General features: G+C 40.9%; 16 protein-coding genes. 12 read left to right on the top strand and 4 right to left on the bottom strand.

The genetic code is table 11. The features are described 5' to 3' along the window. Positions 1–5: 5 nt before the first annotated feature. From fldA to F8B77_RS12555, 3 genes are all read right to left on the bottom strand, one after another. Positions 6–533, bottom strand: coding sequence for a flavodoxin FldA (gene fldA, locus F8B77_RS12565; protein ID WP_130043115.1), 528 nt, complete (start codon positions 531–533; stop codon positions 6–8). A 58-nt stretch (positions 534–591) separates the two neighbouring features. After that, a complete protein-coding gene (locus tag F8B77_RS12560) occupies positions 592–813 on the bottom strand; it encodes a DUF2788 domain-containing protein (RefSeq protein ID WP_130048072.1) in 222 nt (73 codons plus the stop codon). Positions 814–900: 87 nt separating this feature from the next. Further along, the gene (locus F8B77_RS12555; RefSeq protein WP_130048071.1) at positions 901–1677 is read right to left on the bottom strand and encodes an alpha/beta fold hydrolase; all 777 of its coding nucleotides are present in this window, start codon (positions 1675–1677) and stop codon (positions 901–903) included. Between the two features lie 94 nt (positions 1678–1771). On the opposite strand from F8B77_RS12555, the gene seqA reads away from it, so the two are divergent. The 3 genes from seqA to F8B77_RS12540 all read left to right on the top strand — a co-directional run bounded on the left by seqA (position 1772) and on the right by F8B77_RS12540 (position 4852). Further along, entirely contained in the window at positions 1772–2320 is a 549-nt protein-coding gene (gene seqA / locus F8B77_RS12550) for a replication initiation negative regulator SeqA (RefSeq protein ID WP_130043118.1), read from the top strand. A gap of 36 nt (positions 2321–2356) precedes the next feature. Continuing rightward, a complete protein-coding gene (pgm, locus tag F8B77_RS12545; protein ID WP_151655593.1) occupies positions 2357–4003 on the top strand; it encodes a phosphoglucomutase (alpha-D-glucose-1,6-bisphosphate-dependent) in 1647 nt (548 codons plus the stop codon). A gap of 93 nt (positions 4004–4096) precedes the next feature. Continuing rightward, entirely contained in the window at positions 4097–4852 is a 756-nt protein-coding gene (locus tag F8B77_RS12540) for a Nif3-like dinuclear metal center hexameric protein (protein WP_151655592.1), read from the top strand. A gap of 111 nt (positions 4853–4963) precedes the next feature. On the opposite strand, the gene F8B77_RS12535 is transcribed toward F8B77_RS12540, so the two are convergent. Beyond that, positions 4964–6253: a citrate synthase gene (locus F8B77_RS12535; RefSeq protein WP_151655591.1), complete on the bottom strand. Its 1290-nt coding sequence runs from the start codon at positions 6251–6253 to the stop codon at positions 4964–4966. A 391-nt stretch (positions 6254–6644) separates the two neighbouring features. Between F8B77_RS12535 and sdhC the strand changes: the two genes are divergently transcribed. The 9 genes from sdhC to F8B77_RS12490 all read left to right on the top strand — a co-directional run bounded on the left by sdhC (position 6645) and on the right by F8B77_RS12490 (position 16721). Beyond that, positions 6645–7040 (top strand): succinate dehydrogenase cytochrome b556 subunit, encoded by a 396-nt coding sequence (gene sdhC, locus F8B77_RS12530; RefSeq protein ID WP_208846144.1) that lies wholly within the window; start codon positions 6645–6647, stop codon positions 7038–7040. Then, positions 7034–7381 carry a succinate dehydrogenase, hydrophobic membrane anchor protein gene (gene sdhD, locus F8B77_RS12525; RefSeq protein WP_130043122.1) on the top strand — a complete coding sequence of 116 codons (348 nt, stop codon included), beginning with the start codon at positions 7034–7036 and terminating at the stop codon, positions 7379–7381. Before sdhC ends, sdhD begins: the two co-directional genes overlap by 7 nt. Beyond that, positions 7381–9147, top strand: coding sequence for a succinate dehydrogenase flavoprotein subunit (sdhA, locus tag F8B77_RS12520; RefSeq protein ID WP_151655590.1), 1767 nt, complete (start codon positions 7381–7383; stop codon positions 9145–9147). Before sdhD ends, sdhA begins: the two co-directional genes overlap by 1 nt. A gap of 14 nt (positions 9148–9161) precedes the next feature. Then, a complete protein-coding gene (locus tag F8B77_RS12515; RefSeq protein ID WP_151655589.1) occupies positions 9162–9875 on the top strand; it encodes a succinate dehydrogenase iron-sulfur subunit in 714 nt (237 codons plus the stop codon). A gap of 110 nt (positions 9876–9985) precedes the next feature. Further along, a complete protein-coding gene (gene sucA / locus F8B77_RS12510) occupies positions 9986–12802 on the top strand; it encodes a 2-oxoglutarate dehydrogenase E1 component (protein ID WP_151655588.1) in 2817 nt (938 codons plus the stop codon). Between the two features lie 19 nt (positions 12803–12821). Continuing rightward, complete coding sequence (gene odhB, locus F8B77_RS12505) at positions 12822–14033, top strand: 2-oxoglutarate dehydrogenase complex dihydrolipoyllysine-residue succinyltransferase (protein ID WP_151655587.1); 1212 nt, start codon at positions 12822–12824, stop codon at positions 14031–14033. A 151-nt stretch (positions 14034–14184) separates the two neighbouring features. Then, entirely contained in the window at positions 14185–15351 is a 1167-nt protein-coding gene (gene sucC / locus F8B77_RS12500; RefSeq protein WP_130043127.1) for an ADP-forming succinate--CoA ligase subunit beta, read from the top strand. Further along, complete coding sequence (sucD, locus tag F8B77_RS12495) at positions 15351–16223, top strand: succinate--CoA ligase subunit alpha (protein WP_130043128.1); 873 nt, start codon at positions 15351–15353, stop codon at positions 16221–16223. The genes sucC and sucD overlap by 1 nt, the downstream gene beginning before the upstream one ends. Positions 16224–16322: 99 nt before the next feature. Then, positions 16323–16721, top strand: a complete 399-nt coding sequence (locus F8B77_RS12490; RefSeq protein ID WP_151655586.1) for a hypothetical protein — start codon at positions 16323–16325, stop codon at positions 16719–16721. Positions 16722–16732 lie beyond the last annotated feature (11 nt).

The following is a 16732-nucleotide window of genomic DNA, read 5'->3' as shown; positions in this document are numbered from 1 at the left end:
GGATATTAGTCTTCTAGCTCAGCAAGACACATTTCTTCATGGATTTGATTTACCCATGCAGTTACACGTGCTTCAGTCAGCTCTGGTTGGCGATCTTCATCAATGCATAAGCCTACGAAGTTATTTTCATCAACAAGTGCTTTTGATGCTTCAAATTCATAACCTTCTGTTGGCCAGTAACCGATGATAGTACCGCCTTTTGCCTCTACGATATCACGGATATTACCCATCGCATCACAGAAGTATTCAGCGTAATCTTCTTGATCACCGCAGCCAAAGATGGCTACCAGCTTAGTCGAAAAATCAATACCTTCTAGTTCTGGGAAGAAATCATCCCAATCACACTGAGCTTCACCGTAGTACCATGTAGGGATACCTAAAAGAAGAAGATCGAAATTATCAATATCTTCTTTACTACTTTTTGCAATATCTTGAACATGAACTAGCTTTTTACCAAGCTGTTTTTGAATCATCTTGCCAATAGCTTCAGTGTTGCCTGTATCGCTACCAAAGAAGAGTCCTACACTTGCCATATAATAAATACCTGTATTTGTCTGTATTAATTAAAAAGAGATGTTATTAAATCAGTACTTAACTAAGGCCTGTGCCTTCCCAGCTTAGCTGAATAATTCCTTTCGCAACAAAACCTGCGCACCCTAAAAAGAGAACAAGCCAAACAATTTTTCGGCCAAAAGGAGGGACATTTGCTTGTTTAAGAACATCTTTGATAGCCATACCAATAAAAAAAAATATTGAGGCAAACAGTAAATCTAAACCAATAGACTCAATGAGGTCAAAATGTTCATATAGCATGAATCACCTTTATTCTAGGTTAGCGATCGAAATCTGATCGAATAATTTGGCAAAACTATACCATAGCTTTGCTTTGGTTGGTATGGATTATCTTTTACCAACTTTTTCAATAAATCGATTTATGATTCGGTAAATGGTTTCTGGTTTTTCTGCATGTAACCAATGACCGGTACCGCTTACTATATGGGCCTTAGCATTTGGAAATTGTGCCATTATGTTATTTTGGTGCTCGGGGAGAATGTAGTCAGAATTCTCTCCTTTTACAAATAGGACATTGCCTGTGAATGGAGTGATGTTATTCCAACCAATTATATGATGATAGTTTTCCAATAAAGCAGCAACATTAAAACGAAGAGATAGAAACTCGTCTCTTTTATATAACGATTTACTTAAAAATTGACGAACACCTGGCTCTATAATGGAAGTAGCAAGTAGTGCATCGGCTTCTTTTCTCGTTTTAGGTGGCGATTGAATAACTTGGTGTAACCCAGCAAATACAGCATCGTGTTTTCGTTCAGGGTAAGAGATAGGAGCCATATCTAATACAATTAGCGACTTAATTAGATCTGGTTTTTGATCTGCTATAGCCATTGCTACTTTTCCGCCCATAGAATGACCAATAATATGAGCTGATGAGATTGATAAATGAGCGAGTAATTGGATAACATCAGATGCAAGCAAAGGGTAAGAGTGATCTTCTGAGTGGAAAGAAAGTCCATGATTACGAAGATCAATGCTGATCACTCGATATTGATTTTCGAGCTGTCGAGCAAGTAAACCAAGGTTATCTAAGTTACCAAATAAGCCATGTATTAGGATCAAAGGATCCCCATTTCCTTGTTCTTTATAGTTAAGCTGCTTCATTTTTCTTTTTTGTGATAGGTTTGTCGTAGAGTATCACGATTATACAATGTATAATCGTGCCTTCATAAATAGATTATAGAATACGAACCATATAATGAAGACAATTGAAGTAGACGAAGAACTATACCGCTTTATTGCGAGCCAAACTCAACACATCGGTGAAAGTGCCTCTGATATTTTACGTCGCCTCTTAATGCAATCATCTCCTTTAGACTCTGTTATTTCTGTATCAACACCTGTTGAAGTTCAGAAAAAAGGCATTGTAGTCAGTAAAGATGCAGGTAAAGAGACATCAGTAGATCGCGTTAAAGCGGTACGTACCTTATTAATCTCTGATGAATTTTCAGCATTAGATAAAGCAATTGATCGTTTCTTAACGGTGCTTTCAGAATTATATAAAATTGACTCAAAAGCTTTCTCTGAAGCGACAGAGGTTAAGGGAAGGACTCGAGTTTATTTTGCAGACAATCAAGACACATTGATTGCAAGTGGTAAAACAACCAAGCCTCGTGAAATTAACGGCACTCCATTTTGGGTTATCACAAATACCAATACTAATCGCAAGCGCCACATGGTTGAATTGTTGATGGAGCGTATGGGTTTCCATCATGATTTGACAGAAAAAGTGTGTGCGGCGATTTAATTTTTTGAGTCATAATTTGTCACAAGGAATCGTCAAATGGCTATACATCGTCGCGCTGGGCAAAAAGCTCAGCAAGAAGATTTACACAATATCCCAGCATTAGTTTCTAATTATTTTTTACTAGAGCCTAATGCATCTAATCCAGAACAAAAAGTGCAATTTGGTACTTCTGGTCACCGCGGTACATCTGATAAAGCAAGTTTTAATCAGCATCATATTTGGGCTATTGCTCAGGCTGTTGCTGATGTACGTAAAGAAAATGGCGTAACAGGGCCGCTTTTTTTAGGTAAAGATACACACGCTCTATCTGAACCTGCATTTACCTCTACCATTGAAGTGCTTGTGGCTAATGGTGTTGAAGTTATTATTCAAGAAGATAATGGTTATACTCCAACTCCAGGTATCTCTCATGCAATTTTAACTCATAATATTCAATCTGATAAAAAAGCAGACGGTATTGTAATCACCCCTTCGCATAATCCTCCTCAAGATGGTGGGATCAAATATAATCCGACGCATGGTGGTCCAGCTGAAGGCGAGTTAACTACGGCTATTGAAGACCAAGCAAATGCTTATATCGCGAATGAGTTGAATGGTGTGAAACGCATTGCGATCAATGAAGCAATGAAATCTGATCTGGTTAAGCAGGTGGATTTAGTGAAGCCATATATTGATGATCTTAAAAATGTTATCAATATTGATGCGATTCAAAAAGCGAATCTAAAATTAGGTGTAGATCCATTAGGTGGCTCAGGCATTGAATACTGGCGTCAAATTGGCCAAGCATTTGAGTTGAACTTAACACTCGTAAGTGAAGTCATTGATCCATCATTCCAGTTTATGTCGTTAGATAAAGACGGTGTAGTGCGCATGGATTGTTCTTCGCCTTATGCAATGGCGGGTTTGTTATCATTAAAAGATGATTACGATTTAGCGTTTGGTAATGATCCTGATTATGATCGCCATGGTATTGTAACGCCATCAGGCTTAATGAATCCAAATCATTATTTAGCGGTATGCATTGATTATTTATACCGTAATCGACCAGAGTGGAAGCCAGAAGTTGCTGTTGGTAAAACATTAGTATCTTCAGCGATTATTGATAAAGTCGTTGCTGATCTTGGACGTAATTTATGCGAAGTTCCAGTAGGCTTTAAGTGGTTTGTTGATGGGCTGTACAATGGCAGTTTAGGCTTTGGTGGAGAAGAGAGTGCAGGAGCATCTTTCTTACGATTTGATGGTACACCTTGGTCAACAGATAAAGATGGTATTCTTTTATGTTTACTTGCGGCTGAAATTACCGCGGTAACAGGCATGAACCCACAAGAATATTACAATAAACTTGCAGCTCAACACGGTGAATCAAGTTACAACCGCATTCAAGCAGTAGCAAATAAAGCGCAAAAAGCAGTATTAAGCAAATTATCTCCAGAGATGGTTTCTGCTACAACGCTTGCTGGTGATGAAATTACGGCTCGATTAACGCATGCTTCAGGTAATGGTGCAGCGATTGGCGGGTTAAAAGTGACAACTGAACATGGTTGGTTTGCTGCTCGTCCATCAGGCACAGAAGAGGTCTATAAGATTTACTGTGAAAGCTTTAAAGGTGCAGAGCATTTAGCATTGATTGAGCAAGAAGCTCAAGAAATTGTAAGCAACGTATTTAAAGACGCAGGCTTGTAATTTTTTAACATTATTAGGTTAATGGTACTTAGAGCAGCGCATGTCGCTGCTTTTTTATTATTGTCAGAATTTAAGATAAACAGGTAGGTAGTAGTGAATAATTTTCAGTTAGAGCAGCTATTAAATAAAGAACTTAACCCTCAGTTAATTAAAGATTATTGCCCAAATGGATTACAAGTCGAAGGCAAACCTGAAGTAAAAAAAATAATTACAGGTGTAACCGCTTCACAAGCATTAATTGATGCTGCAATCGAAAAAAATGCTGATGTATTGTTAGTTCATCATGGTTATTTTTGGAAGGGTGAAAGCGAGTCAATTAAAGGAATGAAAGGTAATCGTATTCGTTCGTTAATTAAAAATGATATTAATCTATTGGCTTATCATCTTCCTTTAGATATTCACCCGACACTTGGTAATAATGCTGAATTAGCACGTTTATTTTCGATTGTAAATGTAGAAGGCCTAGAGCCAACTCCTCAATCTATTTCAATGAAAGGAGAGTTTGAGGTTGCATTATCTGGTAAAGAATTAAGTTTACGAATAGAACAAGTATTGAATAGAACCCCTTTACATATCACCCCTGATGTTGATAAAGAAATAAAAACAGTCGCTTGGTGTTCAGGTGGTGGGCAGGACTATATTGAGCTCGCAGCGCAGCAAGGTATTGATGCATTTATTTCAGGTGAAATTTCAGAAAGAACAACCTATATAGCTCGAGAATTAGGAATTCATTATTTTGCCGCGGGTCATCACGCGACTGAGCGCTATGGTGTAAAAGCCTTGGGTGAATGGTTAGCGAAAGAGTACGGTTTTGATGTTGAATTTATTGATATCGATAATCCAGTGTAGATTGATATGAATAGAAATACGTTTTTTTAGCGTCGTAATAAAAAAGGTTGATGCATTAGCACCAACCTTTTTTGTTTATAAGACTAATTAATTTCAGTGTTTAAGAATTAATTATTCACGTTCATGAAGAGGTTTAAACTCACGAAGTTCTTCACCGGTGTAAAGCTGGCGAGGGCGACCGATACGGTTGCTTGGGTCACTGTGCATTTCACTCCAGTGAGCAATCCAGCCAACTGTACGAGACATAGCAAAGATAACGGTAAACATAGACACAGGAATACCAATCGCTTTTAGGATGATACCAGAGTAGAAATCTACGTTTGGATACAGTTTCTTCGATACAAAATAATCATCCGAAAGTGCAATTCGCTCTAGTTCCATCGCGACATCTAATAGAGGATCTTTGATGTTTAGCTCTTTCAGTACTTCGTGGCACGCTTCACGCATTACCGTTGCGCGTGGATCGTAGTTTTTGTAAACACGATGACCAAAGCCCATTAGACGGAATGGGTCTTCTTTATCTTTTGCTTTTGCAACGTATTCATCAATGTTATCAAGAGAGCCAATCTCTTCAAGCATACGTAAACATGCTTCGTTTGCACCACCGTGAGCAGGCCCCCATAGAGAAGCGATACCAGCAGCAATACATGCGAACGGATTAGCACCAGATGAGCCCGCTAATCGCACTGTTGATGTTGAAGCATTTTGTTCGTGATCAGCATGCAGAGTAAAGATTTTATCCATAGCGCGAGCAACAACAGGGTTTACTTCGTATTCTTCACATGGGTTTGCAAACATCATGTGTAAGAAATTTTCGGCGTAAGTCAGGTCGTTACGTGGATAAATAAACGGCTGACCGATTGAGTACTTGTAACACATTGCTGAAAGTGTTGGCATTTTTGACAGAAGTCTAAATGCCGCAATTTCACGGTGCTCGTCATTATTAATATCTAGTGAGTCGTGATAGAAGGCAGCGAGTGCACCAACCACACCACACATTACTGCCATTGGGTGAGCATCACGACGGAAACCATGGAAGAAACTTGAAATTTGCTCATGTACCATAGTATGGCGAGTCACAATATCTTTAAATGTTTCGTATTCTTCACGGTTTGGTGCCTGACCATTTAAAAGGATGTAACAGACTTCTAAATAATCAGCATTATTGGCTAATTGATCGATAGGAAAACCACGGTGTAATAAAACACCTTTATCACCGTCGATATAAGTTATTTGAGACTCACAAGATGCAGTGGCAAGGAAACCAGGGTCAAAGGTAAAGTAACCATTGGATCCTAATGTACGCACATCGATCACTTCTGGACCAATGGTTCCATCCATGATCGGCATGTCGATAGGCGCTTGTCCTTCAATGTGAAGAGTTGCCTTTTTATCTGCCATAACATTCTCCTTTTGTTATATTTTTATTCTATCCCGGATATGAGAGTGACAACTTTGTACCCATTACACGGGCTAATGTCAATTATTGTGCGCTTATGTGTGCACTTGTTTATATTTTTAATGAAAAAAAAGTTAATTTTCTGTGGTGTGATGTAGGTATTATTTATAGGTTTGTAATCAGATGTTTCACATCGTATACTGCGGCAGAGTTTCTGGTCTGTCCCTTATTCTATATAGGGTTAGCGTGATTTACATCTACTTATAAATAGAGTGCGGTTTAGTAAGTAAGCAGCATAAAGAGATGTCGCTCACAACGAAAGTTGCGAAAGTGTTAAATTTCATGTTTTTTGATAGAACAGAGGTATCTATAACAATAAAATGCTCAATGGAGCTGAGTGAGCCCCTTGTGAAAGTTAAAAAGTCAAGACCTGTCAACCTAGATCTACAAACGATCCGTTTTCCGATAACGGCTATCGCCTCAATTGTGCACCGTGTAAGTGGTGTGATTACTTTTGTTTCTGTTGGAATATTGCTTTGGTTGCTCAACCTATCGCTTTCTTCTCCTATTGGATTCGCACAAGCTGCTGATTATATCGATGGCTTTTTTGTGACATTCATTATGTGGGGAATTCTAACAGCCCTTGCTTACCATATTGTGGTAGGCGTCCGTCACTTATTGATGGACATGGGATATTTTGAAGAGCTTGAGTCTGGTACTCAAAGTGCTAAGGTTGCGTTTGCAATTACGGCGATATTATCTCTTTTAGCAGGAGTATTGGTATGGTAGCTAACGTATCTTCATTTGGTCGTAATGGCGTACACGATTTTATCTTAATTCGTGCTAGTGCGATTATTCTAACCCTCTACACCTTATACATTGTTGGCTTCTGTGCTTTTGGCCCAGATCTGACTTACCTATCATGGACAAACTTTTTTGGTAGTCTGTTCACTAAAGTATTTACGATGCTTGCTCTTTTTTCAATCTTGATTCATGCATGGATTGGTTTATGGCAAGTTCTGACTGATTACATTAAACCTGTGATGTTGCGTGCTCTGCTTCAGCTTGGTTTGGTATCAGTATTATTAGGATATTTCTTCTCTGGTTTAATTATTGTGTGGGGTGTGTAGTGAGTATTCCTGTTAGAGAGTTTGATGCCGTTGTAATCGGTGCTGGTGGTGCAGGTATGCGAGCTGCACTGCAAATTTCTGAACAAGGCCTATCGTGTGCTTTGTTATCAAAAGTATTTCCAACTCGTTCTCACACAGTGTCTGCACAAGGTGGTATTACCGTTGCTCTTGGTAATGCACACGAGGATCACTGGGAACAACATATGTACGATACGGTAAAGGGCTCTGATTATATTGGAGACCAAGACGCAATCGAATACATGTGTAAGAATGGTCCTGAGTCTGTTATTGAATTAGAAAAAATGGGTTTGCCTTTTTCTCGTTTTGAAAATGGAACAATTTATCAGCGCCCATTTGGTGGGCAGTCTAAGAATTTTGGTGGTGAACAAGCTGCACGAACAGCAGCAGCAGCGGACCGTACTGGTCACGCGCTTCTTCATACGCTTTATCAGCAAAATATTAAGCATAAGACGACGATCTTTTCTGAGTGGTATGCACTTGATTTGGTAAAAAATGAAGACGGTGCAATTTTGGGCTGTACTGCGCTTTGTATGGAAACGGGTGAAGTTTGTTACTTTAAATCTAAAGCAACCATCCTTGCTACTGGTGGTGCGGGTCGTATTTACGCATCAACAACGAATGCACACATCAATACTGGTGACGGTGTAGGTATGGCGATTCGTGCTGGTGTTCCAATGCAAGACATTGAAATGTGGCAGTTCCACCCAACAGGCATTGCAGGTGCAGGTGTACTTGTAACGGAAGGTTGTCGTGGTGAAGGTGGCTACCTATTAAATAAAGATGGTGAACGCTTCATGGAGCGTTACGCACCAAATGCGAAAGACTTAGCGGGTCGTGATGTTGTTGCTCGTTCAATGATGGTTGAAATTCGTGAAGGTCGTGGTTGTGATGGACCTTGGGGTCCACACATTAAATTGAAATTGGATCACCTAGGTAAAGAGACGCTTGAATCACGTCTACCGGGTGTATGTGAATTGTCTCGTACCTTTGCTCATGTCGACCCAGTGAAAGAGCCTATCCCTGTAATCCCAACTTGTCATTACATGATGGGTGGTGTACCAACACAAGTTTCTGGCCAAGCTATTAAGCAAGATGAGAGCGGCGCTGATGTCGAAGTTCAAGGCCTGTTTGCTTGTGGAGAAATCGCATCCGTATCTGTGCATGGTGCAAACCGTTTAGGTGGTAATTCGCTGCTAGATTTAGTGGTGTTTGGTCGTGCAACAGGGCTGCATTTGGGGGAAACTCTGAAGAAACAAGCAGAAGCTAAACCAGCAACTGAAGCAGATATTGAAGCGTCACTTGAGCGTTATAATCGCTGGGAAAATAGCACTGGCGGTGAAGATCCTGTTCAAATTCGTAAAGATTTACAGCAATGTATGCAAAATAACTTCTCGGTATTCCGTGAAGGTGATGCAATGGCAAAAGGGCTTGAAGAGCTTAAAGCAATTCGTGAGCGCCTGAAAAATGCTTACCTTGCTGATAAATCAACAGAGTTTAATACGCAGCGTATTGAGTGTTTAGAGCTTGAAAACTTAATGGAAACTGCATTCGCGACAGCGGTAGCAGCAAACTATCGAACAGAGAGCCGTGGTGCTCATGCTCGATTTGACTTCCCTGAACGTGATGATGCGAATTGGCTATGTCACTCAGTATATAATCCTGAGACAGAGTCAATGAGTAAACGTGGTGTAAACATGGAGCCAATCCATCGTGAAGCATTCCCACCTAAAGCACGTACGTACTAAAAGAGGGCAGAAAGATGAAATTAAGTTTTTCAATCTACCGTTACAATCCTGATGTAGATAATGCGCCTCATATGAAGGCGTACACATTAGAAGTGGATGAAGGCTCTGATATGATGGTGCTTGATGCACTTATCTTATTAAAAGAACAAGATCCTACGTTATCATTCCGTCGTTCATGCCGCGAAGGCGTATGTGGCTCTGATGGTTTGAATATGAATGGTAAGAATGGATTAGCGTGTATTACTCCATTATCTGAATTAACAGGTAAGAGTGATATTGTTATTCGTCCATTACCTGGTTTACCTGTAGTTCGTGATTTGATCGTCGATATGGCGCAGTTCTACGAGAATTACGAAAAAGTTAAACCATTCTTAATCAGTGATGGTGCAACGCCACCTTCAAGAGAAAACCTACAATCTCCAGAGGAACGTGAACATTTAGATGGTTTATATGAATGTATCATGTGTGCATGTTGTACGACATCATGTCCATCATTTTGGTGGAATCCTGACAAGTTCATCGGACCAGCAGGGCTTCTTGCGGCTTATCGTTGGTTAATTGATAGCCGTGATACGGCGACAAATGAACGTTTGTCTAATTTAGACGATGCTTTCAGTGTTTTTCGTTGCCATGGCATAATGAATTGTGTAAGTGTATGTCCTAAAGGGTTAAACCCAACAAAAGCAATTGGTCATATTAAGACCATGCTATTGAAAAAAGCGGTATAACTATTATCTCCTCAACGTTACGCATTGGTTTATTCAAGCGTAAGTTGAGGCTTATAAGCCCGGCACAAAAGACCGGGATAGACGTGAAACTACTGGATTAAGGGAAAATAATGCAGAATAGCGTGATGAAGGCATGGTTTGAGTCTTCACATTTAGCTGGCGCTAATGCAACGTACGTAGAAGATCTCTACGAACTCTATCTCAGTGACCCGGAAATCGTTAGCGATGAATGGAGAGACGTTTTTGATACGCTTCCAGTTGAAAGTACTGGCGCATCAGAACAAGCCCATTCCCCTGTACGAGAATATTTCCGTCGTCTTGCGAAAGAAACAAAGCAAGTTAGTGCTCAAGTTAATGATCCAGATGTAGATGCTAAGCAAGTAAGAGTATTGCAATTAATTAATGCGTACCGTTTCCGTGGTCATCAAAATGCCAATTTAGACCCATTAGCATTACAGCAACATGAATATGTTGCAGAATTAGAGCCTTCTTTTCATAATTTAACTACTGATGATTTTTCAGAAACATTTAATGTAGGTTCTTTTGCTTCAGGGCAAGAGACCATGAAACTTTCTGATCTATATGAAGCACTACGTGGCACTTATTGTGGCTCTGTCGGTGCTGAATATATGCATATCACGAATACGGAAGAGAAACGTTGGATTCAGCAACGCTTAGAGTCTGTGGCAGGCAAGCCAACTTTTACTGATCAAGAAAAGCTGACCTTTCTTGAAGAGTTAACCGCTGCCGAAGGGCTAGAACGATACCTAGGCGCTAAATTCCCAGGAGCGAAGCGATTTTCATTGGAAGGTGGCGATGCCATGGTTCCTATGGTGAAAGAAATTATTCGTCGCGCTGGTGAAAATGGTGGACGTGAAGTCGTTATTGGCATGGCTCACCGTGGTCGATTAAATATGCTTATCAACGTTCTTGGGAAGAAGCCTCAAGATCTTTTCGATGAATTTGCTGGTAAGCATGGCGACTCATGGGGTACGGGTGATGTTAAGTATCACCAAGGTTTCTCTTCAGACTTTGCAACGGCAGGTGGTAATGTCCACTTAGCATTAGCATTTAACCCATCTCATCTAGAGATTGTTAACCCTGTGGTTATTGGTTCTGTCCGTGCTCGTCAAGACCGCCTAAATGATACCGCGGGTGATAAAGTTATCCCAATTACTATTCATGGTGATTCAGCAATAGCTGGGCAGGGTGTGGTAGCTGAAACATTCAATATGTCTCAGGCTCGTGCATTCCAAGTGGGTGGTACGGTTCGAATAGTTATCAATAACCAAGTGGGTTTCACAACGTCAAACCCAAAAGATACACGCTCAACTCAATATTGTACTGACATTGCAAAAATGGTTCAGGCGCCAATTTTCCACGTGAATGCTGATGATCCAGAAGCGGTTGCTTTCGTAACTCGTATCGCTCTTGATTATCGTAATGAGTTCAAACGTGATGTGGTGATTGATTTAGTGTGTTATCGCCGTCATGGTCACAATGAAGCTGATGAGCCAAATGCTACACAGCCTTTGATGTACCAAAAAATCAAAAAGCATCCTACACCTCGTAAGATTTACGCAGATATGTTGGTTGCACGCCAAGAACTTGAGCTAGAAACAACGACGCAATTGATCAATGAGTATCGTGATGCACTTGATCATGGTGAAGTAGTAGTGAAAGAGTGGCGACCAATGCAACTACATAATGTAGATTGGACACCTTTCATCGGTCATGACTGGAATATGGAATGGGCGAGTGAATTTGATAAAACGCGCCTAGTTGAGCTTGGTCAACGTGTTTGCCAATACCCAGAAAGTCATAAGTTGCACAGTCGTGTGAATAAGATGTGTAATGACCGTATTTCAATGGTTTCTGGTGAAAAAGCCATTGATTGGGGCATGGCTGAAACACTCGCTTATGCAACGCTGGTTGATGAAGGTAAGCGTATTCGTATTACTGGTCAAGATTCTGGTCGTGGTACATTCTTCCATCGTCATGCTGTATTGCATAACCAATCAGATGCGAGCACTTACGTACCACTAGCGAATATCCATGATAAGCAGGGCCCATTTGAAGTACATGACTCTGTACTATCAGAAGCGGCAGTACTTGCTTTTGAATATGGTTATGCAACGGCTGAACCAGGTGGCTTAACGATTTGGGAAGCACAATTTGGTGATTTTGCTAACTGTGCGCAAGTGGTTATTGACCAGTTTATCTCATCAGGTGAGCAAAAGTGGGGCAGAATGTGTGGTTTAACCATGCTGTTACCTCATGGTTATGAAGGTCAAGGCCCTGAGCATTCATCGGCTCGACTTGAGCGTTTCTTACAGATGTGTGCTGAGCAAAATATGCAAGTGGTGGTTCCATCGACACCTGCTCAGGTATACCACATGCTAAGACGTCAAGTTGTTCGCCCAATGCGGCGTCCATTAATCGTAATGTCGCCAAAGTCACTATTACGTCATCCTTTATGTACATCATCACTTGAAGAGCTTGCTGAGGGTAACTTCCAGTCAGCAATTCCAGAGATTGACGCCTTGGATCCAGCACAAGTGAAACGCGTCGTATTTTGTTCTGGTAAAGTGTATTTTGACTTGTTAGAGCAACGTCGCCTAAATGAACAAACAGACGTCGCTATTGTACGTATTGAACAGCTTTACCCATTCCCTAAAGAAGACGTAGAAGCTGCAATTGTACAATATACCAATGCAGAAGATTATGTTTGGTGTCAAGAAGAGCCGCAAAACCAAGGCGCTTGGTACTCAAGTCAACATAACTTCCGCTCGGCGTTACCTGATGGTTCCATTTTACATTATGCAGGACGTCCAGCGTCTGCCTCTCCGGCAGTAGGCTATATGTCGGTGCACGTGAAACAACAAAAAGCGTTAGTTGAAGACGCTCTGACCCTAGATAAGAACTAGAAAGTATAGGAAAACGGATATGACAATCGAAATTCTGGTTCCAGATTTACCTGAATCTGTAGCAGACGCTACTGTAGCAACATGGCATAAACAACCTGGTGATGCAGTTGAGCGTGATGAAATACTTGTAGATATTGAAACAGATAAAGTGGTTCTTGAAGTACCAGCGCCTGAAGCTGGTGTGTTAGAAGCGATTTTAGAAGATGATGGTGCAACGGTTCTTTCTAAGCAATTAATTGCACGCCTTAAACCGGGTGCGGTAGTTGGAGAGCCAACAAAAGACGTGGCAACGGAGACTGAATCATCACCAGATAAGCGTCATACTGCTTCTTTATCAGAAGAAAGTAATGATGCGCTAAGCCCAGCGGTTCGTCGTCTACTAGGTGAGCATGATATTGCGCCATCTGATGTGAAAGGCACAGGTGTTGGTGGTCGTATTACACGTGAAGACGTTGATGCGCATATTGCAGCATTGAAAGCGGCACCAAAAGCGGAAAAAGCAGCGGAAGCACCTGCAGAAGCATTAGCACACCGTAGTCAAAAACGTGTTCCTATGACACGTCTTCGTAAAACAGTAGCAAAACGTCTACTTGAAGCGAAGAATAACACGGCGATGCTAACGACATTCAATGAAGTCAACATGAAACCAATCATGGAACTTCGTAAGCAATATCAAGAGCAATTTGAAAAACGCCATGGTACACGTCTAGGCTTTATGTCTTTCTATGTGAAAGCCGTAACTGAAGCACTTAAGCGTTACCCTGAAGTGAATGCATCAATTGACGGTGATGATATTGTTTATCATAACTACTTTGATATCAGCATGGCGGTTTCGACACCACGTGGCCTAGTAACTCCAGTACTAAAAGACTGTGATGCACTGGGTTTTGCAGATATTGAAAAAGGCATTAAAGAGCTTGCAATCAAAGGTCGTGATGGAAAATTAGCGGTTGAAGATTTGATTGGTGGTAACTTTACTATCACCAATGGTGGTGTGTTCGGTTCATTAATGTCTACTCCAATTATTAACCCGCCACAAGCTGCAATTTTAGGTATGCATAAAATCCAAGAGCGCCCAATGGCGGTTGATGGAAAGGTAGAGATCCTGCCAATGATGTACCTTGCACTATCTTATGACCACCGTTTAATTGATGGTCGTGAATCTGTTGGCTTCTTAGTTACTGTAAAAGAATTACTAGAAGATCCAGCTCGTTTACTACTTGATATTTAAGAGTAGCGATAGCAACACCAAAGGCTGCCATGCTCACGGCAGCCTCTTATTCAACTTCATTATTGGATAAAAAATAGAAAGATGCCTTAGAGCATCTTAGGACATTAAAAATTCCCACAAAAAGGGAATAACATAAAATGGATAGAACATAATGAACTTACATGAATATCAAGCAAAGCAACTCTTTGCAGAATATGGCCTTCCTGTACCTGAGGGTTATGCTTGCGATACACCTCAAGAGGCTTTTGAAGCCGCAGGCCGTATTAGTACCGCTAAAAAAGTAGTTAAGTGTCAAGTACACGCTGGTGGCCGTGGTAAAGCGGGCGGTGTTGAACTGCACGATACCAAAGAGGGCGTAAAAGAGTTCGCTCAAAAGTGGCTAGGTAAAAATCTAGTAACTTTCCAAACGGATGCTAACGGACAACCAGTAACGAAAGTTTTGGTTGAAGAAGCATCAAACATTGCAAACGAATTATATTTAGGTGCGGTTGTTGACCGTGCTACGCGTCGTATCGTTTTCATGGCATCTACTGAAGGTGGTGTGGATATCGAGAAGATTGCTGAAGAAACGCCAGAGTTAATTCACCAAGCAGCGATTGATCCATTAGTCGGTCCTCAAGCTTTCCAAGGTCGTGAATTAGCATTTAAGCTTGGTCTTGAAGGCGATCAAATTAAGCAATTTGTGAAGATCTTTTTAGGTCTTGGCAATATGTTCGCTGAGTACGACTTAGCGCTACTGGAAATTAACCCTCTTGTTGTGACAGCAGAAGGCAACCTTTTGTGCCTAGATGGTAAAATTAACATTGATTCAAATGCTATGTACCGTCAACCAAAGCTGCGTGAAATGCACGATCCATCTCAAGAAGATGAACGCGAAGCACATGCTGCACAGTGGGAACTAAACTACGTTGCTCTAGATGGCAGCATTGGCTGTATGGTTAACGGTGCTGGTCTTGCTATGGGCACAATGGACATCGTAAACCTGCACGGTGGTCAACCTGCTAACTTCCTTGATGTTGGCGGCGGTGCAACAAAAGAACGTGTAACAGAAGCGTTCAAAATTATTCTATCAGACAGCAATGTTAAAGCGGTTCTAGTAAATATCTTTGGTGGTATTGTACGTTGTGACCTAATTGCCGATGGCATCATTGGTGCTGTTGAAGAAGTGGGTGTAGAAGTTCCTGTTGTTGTTCGCCTTGAAGGTAACAATGCACCACTAGGTTCACAAAAACTGGCTGAAAGTGGCCTTAATATCATTGCAGCGACGTCATTAACTGAAGCTGCTGAAAAAGTTGTTGCTGCTGCGGAGGGCAAATAATGTCTGTACTAATTAATAAAGATACAAAAGTTATCTGCCAAGGATTCACAGGTGGTCAAGGTACGTTCCATTCAGAGCAAGCACTTGAGTACGGAACAAAAATGGTTGGTGGTGTATCACCAGGTAAAGGCGGTCAAGTTCACCTTGGTCTTCCTGTATTTAACACCGTTCGTGATGCTGTAGAAGCAACTGGCGCAACGGCTTCTGTTATTTATGTACCAGCTCCTTTTTGTAAAGACGCAATTCTTGAAGCAATCGATGCGGGCATTAAGCTTATCGTAACGATTACAGAAGGCATTCCAACTCTTGATCTTCTTGACGTGAAAGTTCGTCTAGATGCTGAAGGTGTAGTCATGATTGGTCCTAACTGTCCGGGTGTTATCACTCCTGACGAATGTAAGATTGGTATCATGCCTGGACACATTCATAAGAAAGGTAAAGTTGGTATTGTATCTCGTTCAGGTACGCTGACTTATGAAGCAGTTAAGCAAACAACAGACGAAGGCTTTGGTCAATCAACGTGTGTTGGTATCGGTGGAGACCCAATTCCTGGTTCAAACTTCATTGATATATTAAAACTGTTCCAAGAAGATCCAGAAACAGAAGCAATTGTAATGATTGGCGAGATCGGTGGAACAGCGGAAGAAGAAGCCGCTGAGTTTATTAAGCACAATGTTACAAAACCAGTTGTATCTTATATTGCGGGTGTTACTGCTCCTCCTGGTAAGCGTATGGGGCATGCCGGCGCAATTATTTCTGGTGGTAAAGGTACGGCTGAAGATAAGTTTGCAGCACTAGAAGAAGCAGGCGTTAAAACAGTAAAAAGTCTTGCTGATATCGGTAAAGCACTACGCGAAGTGACTGGTTGGTAATAACTTAAACCAATACTTGAATAACTCAAAAGCCATTTATAGAAATATGAATGGTTTTTTGTATTTATTACTTTCGAAATATGTACTTAGAAATGTAGTGTGCTAAACAATAATCAATCCTCTGATAAGATGCAGCGCTTTTCTTTCTCAGGATTATCTTCGCTAGCTAATACAATGAACATCAGGATAAAAACTCAAATGGTTCAATTAGGGCAAGCGGCTGTAGCGACAGACGAAATTGTAGTTAGTGTTGATGATGTTACTAAAAGTGCGATTCAGGCTTCTGATTCAGCTTTAGAAGTTAATCAGACTTCAAGCCATAGCATTAATACTATTGGGGATATGAATAGTGATATGCAAACATTAGCGGTTAATATCCAATTAATTTCAGAAATTAATATTGTTGCAAAAGGAAATGCATCAGATGTCGATGCGACAGAAAAAGAGTCGGGGCGCTTAGGTGAAATGGCCGATAATTTAACGGCAATAGTGAGTTGATTTAAACGCTA

This window comes from Aliivibrio finisterrensis, from assembly GCF_008933155.1.
Classification (GTDB): Bacteria; Pseudomonadota; Gammaproteobacteria; order Enterobacterales; family Vibrionaceae; genus Aliivibrio; species Aliivibrio finisterrensis.
Note: the sequence above shows the minus strand (reverse complement) of the source record. Positions and strands in the feature narration are given on the sequence as shown.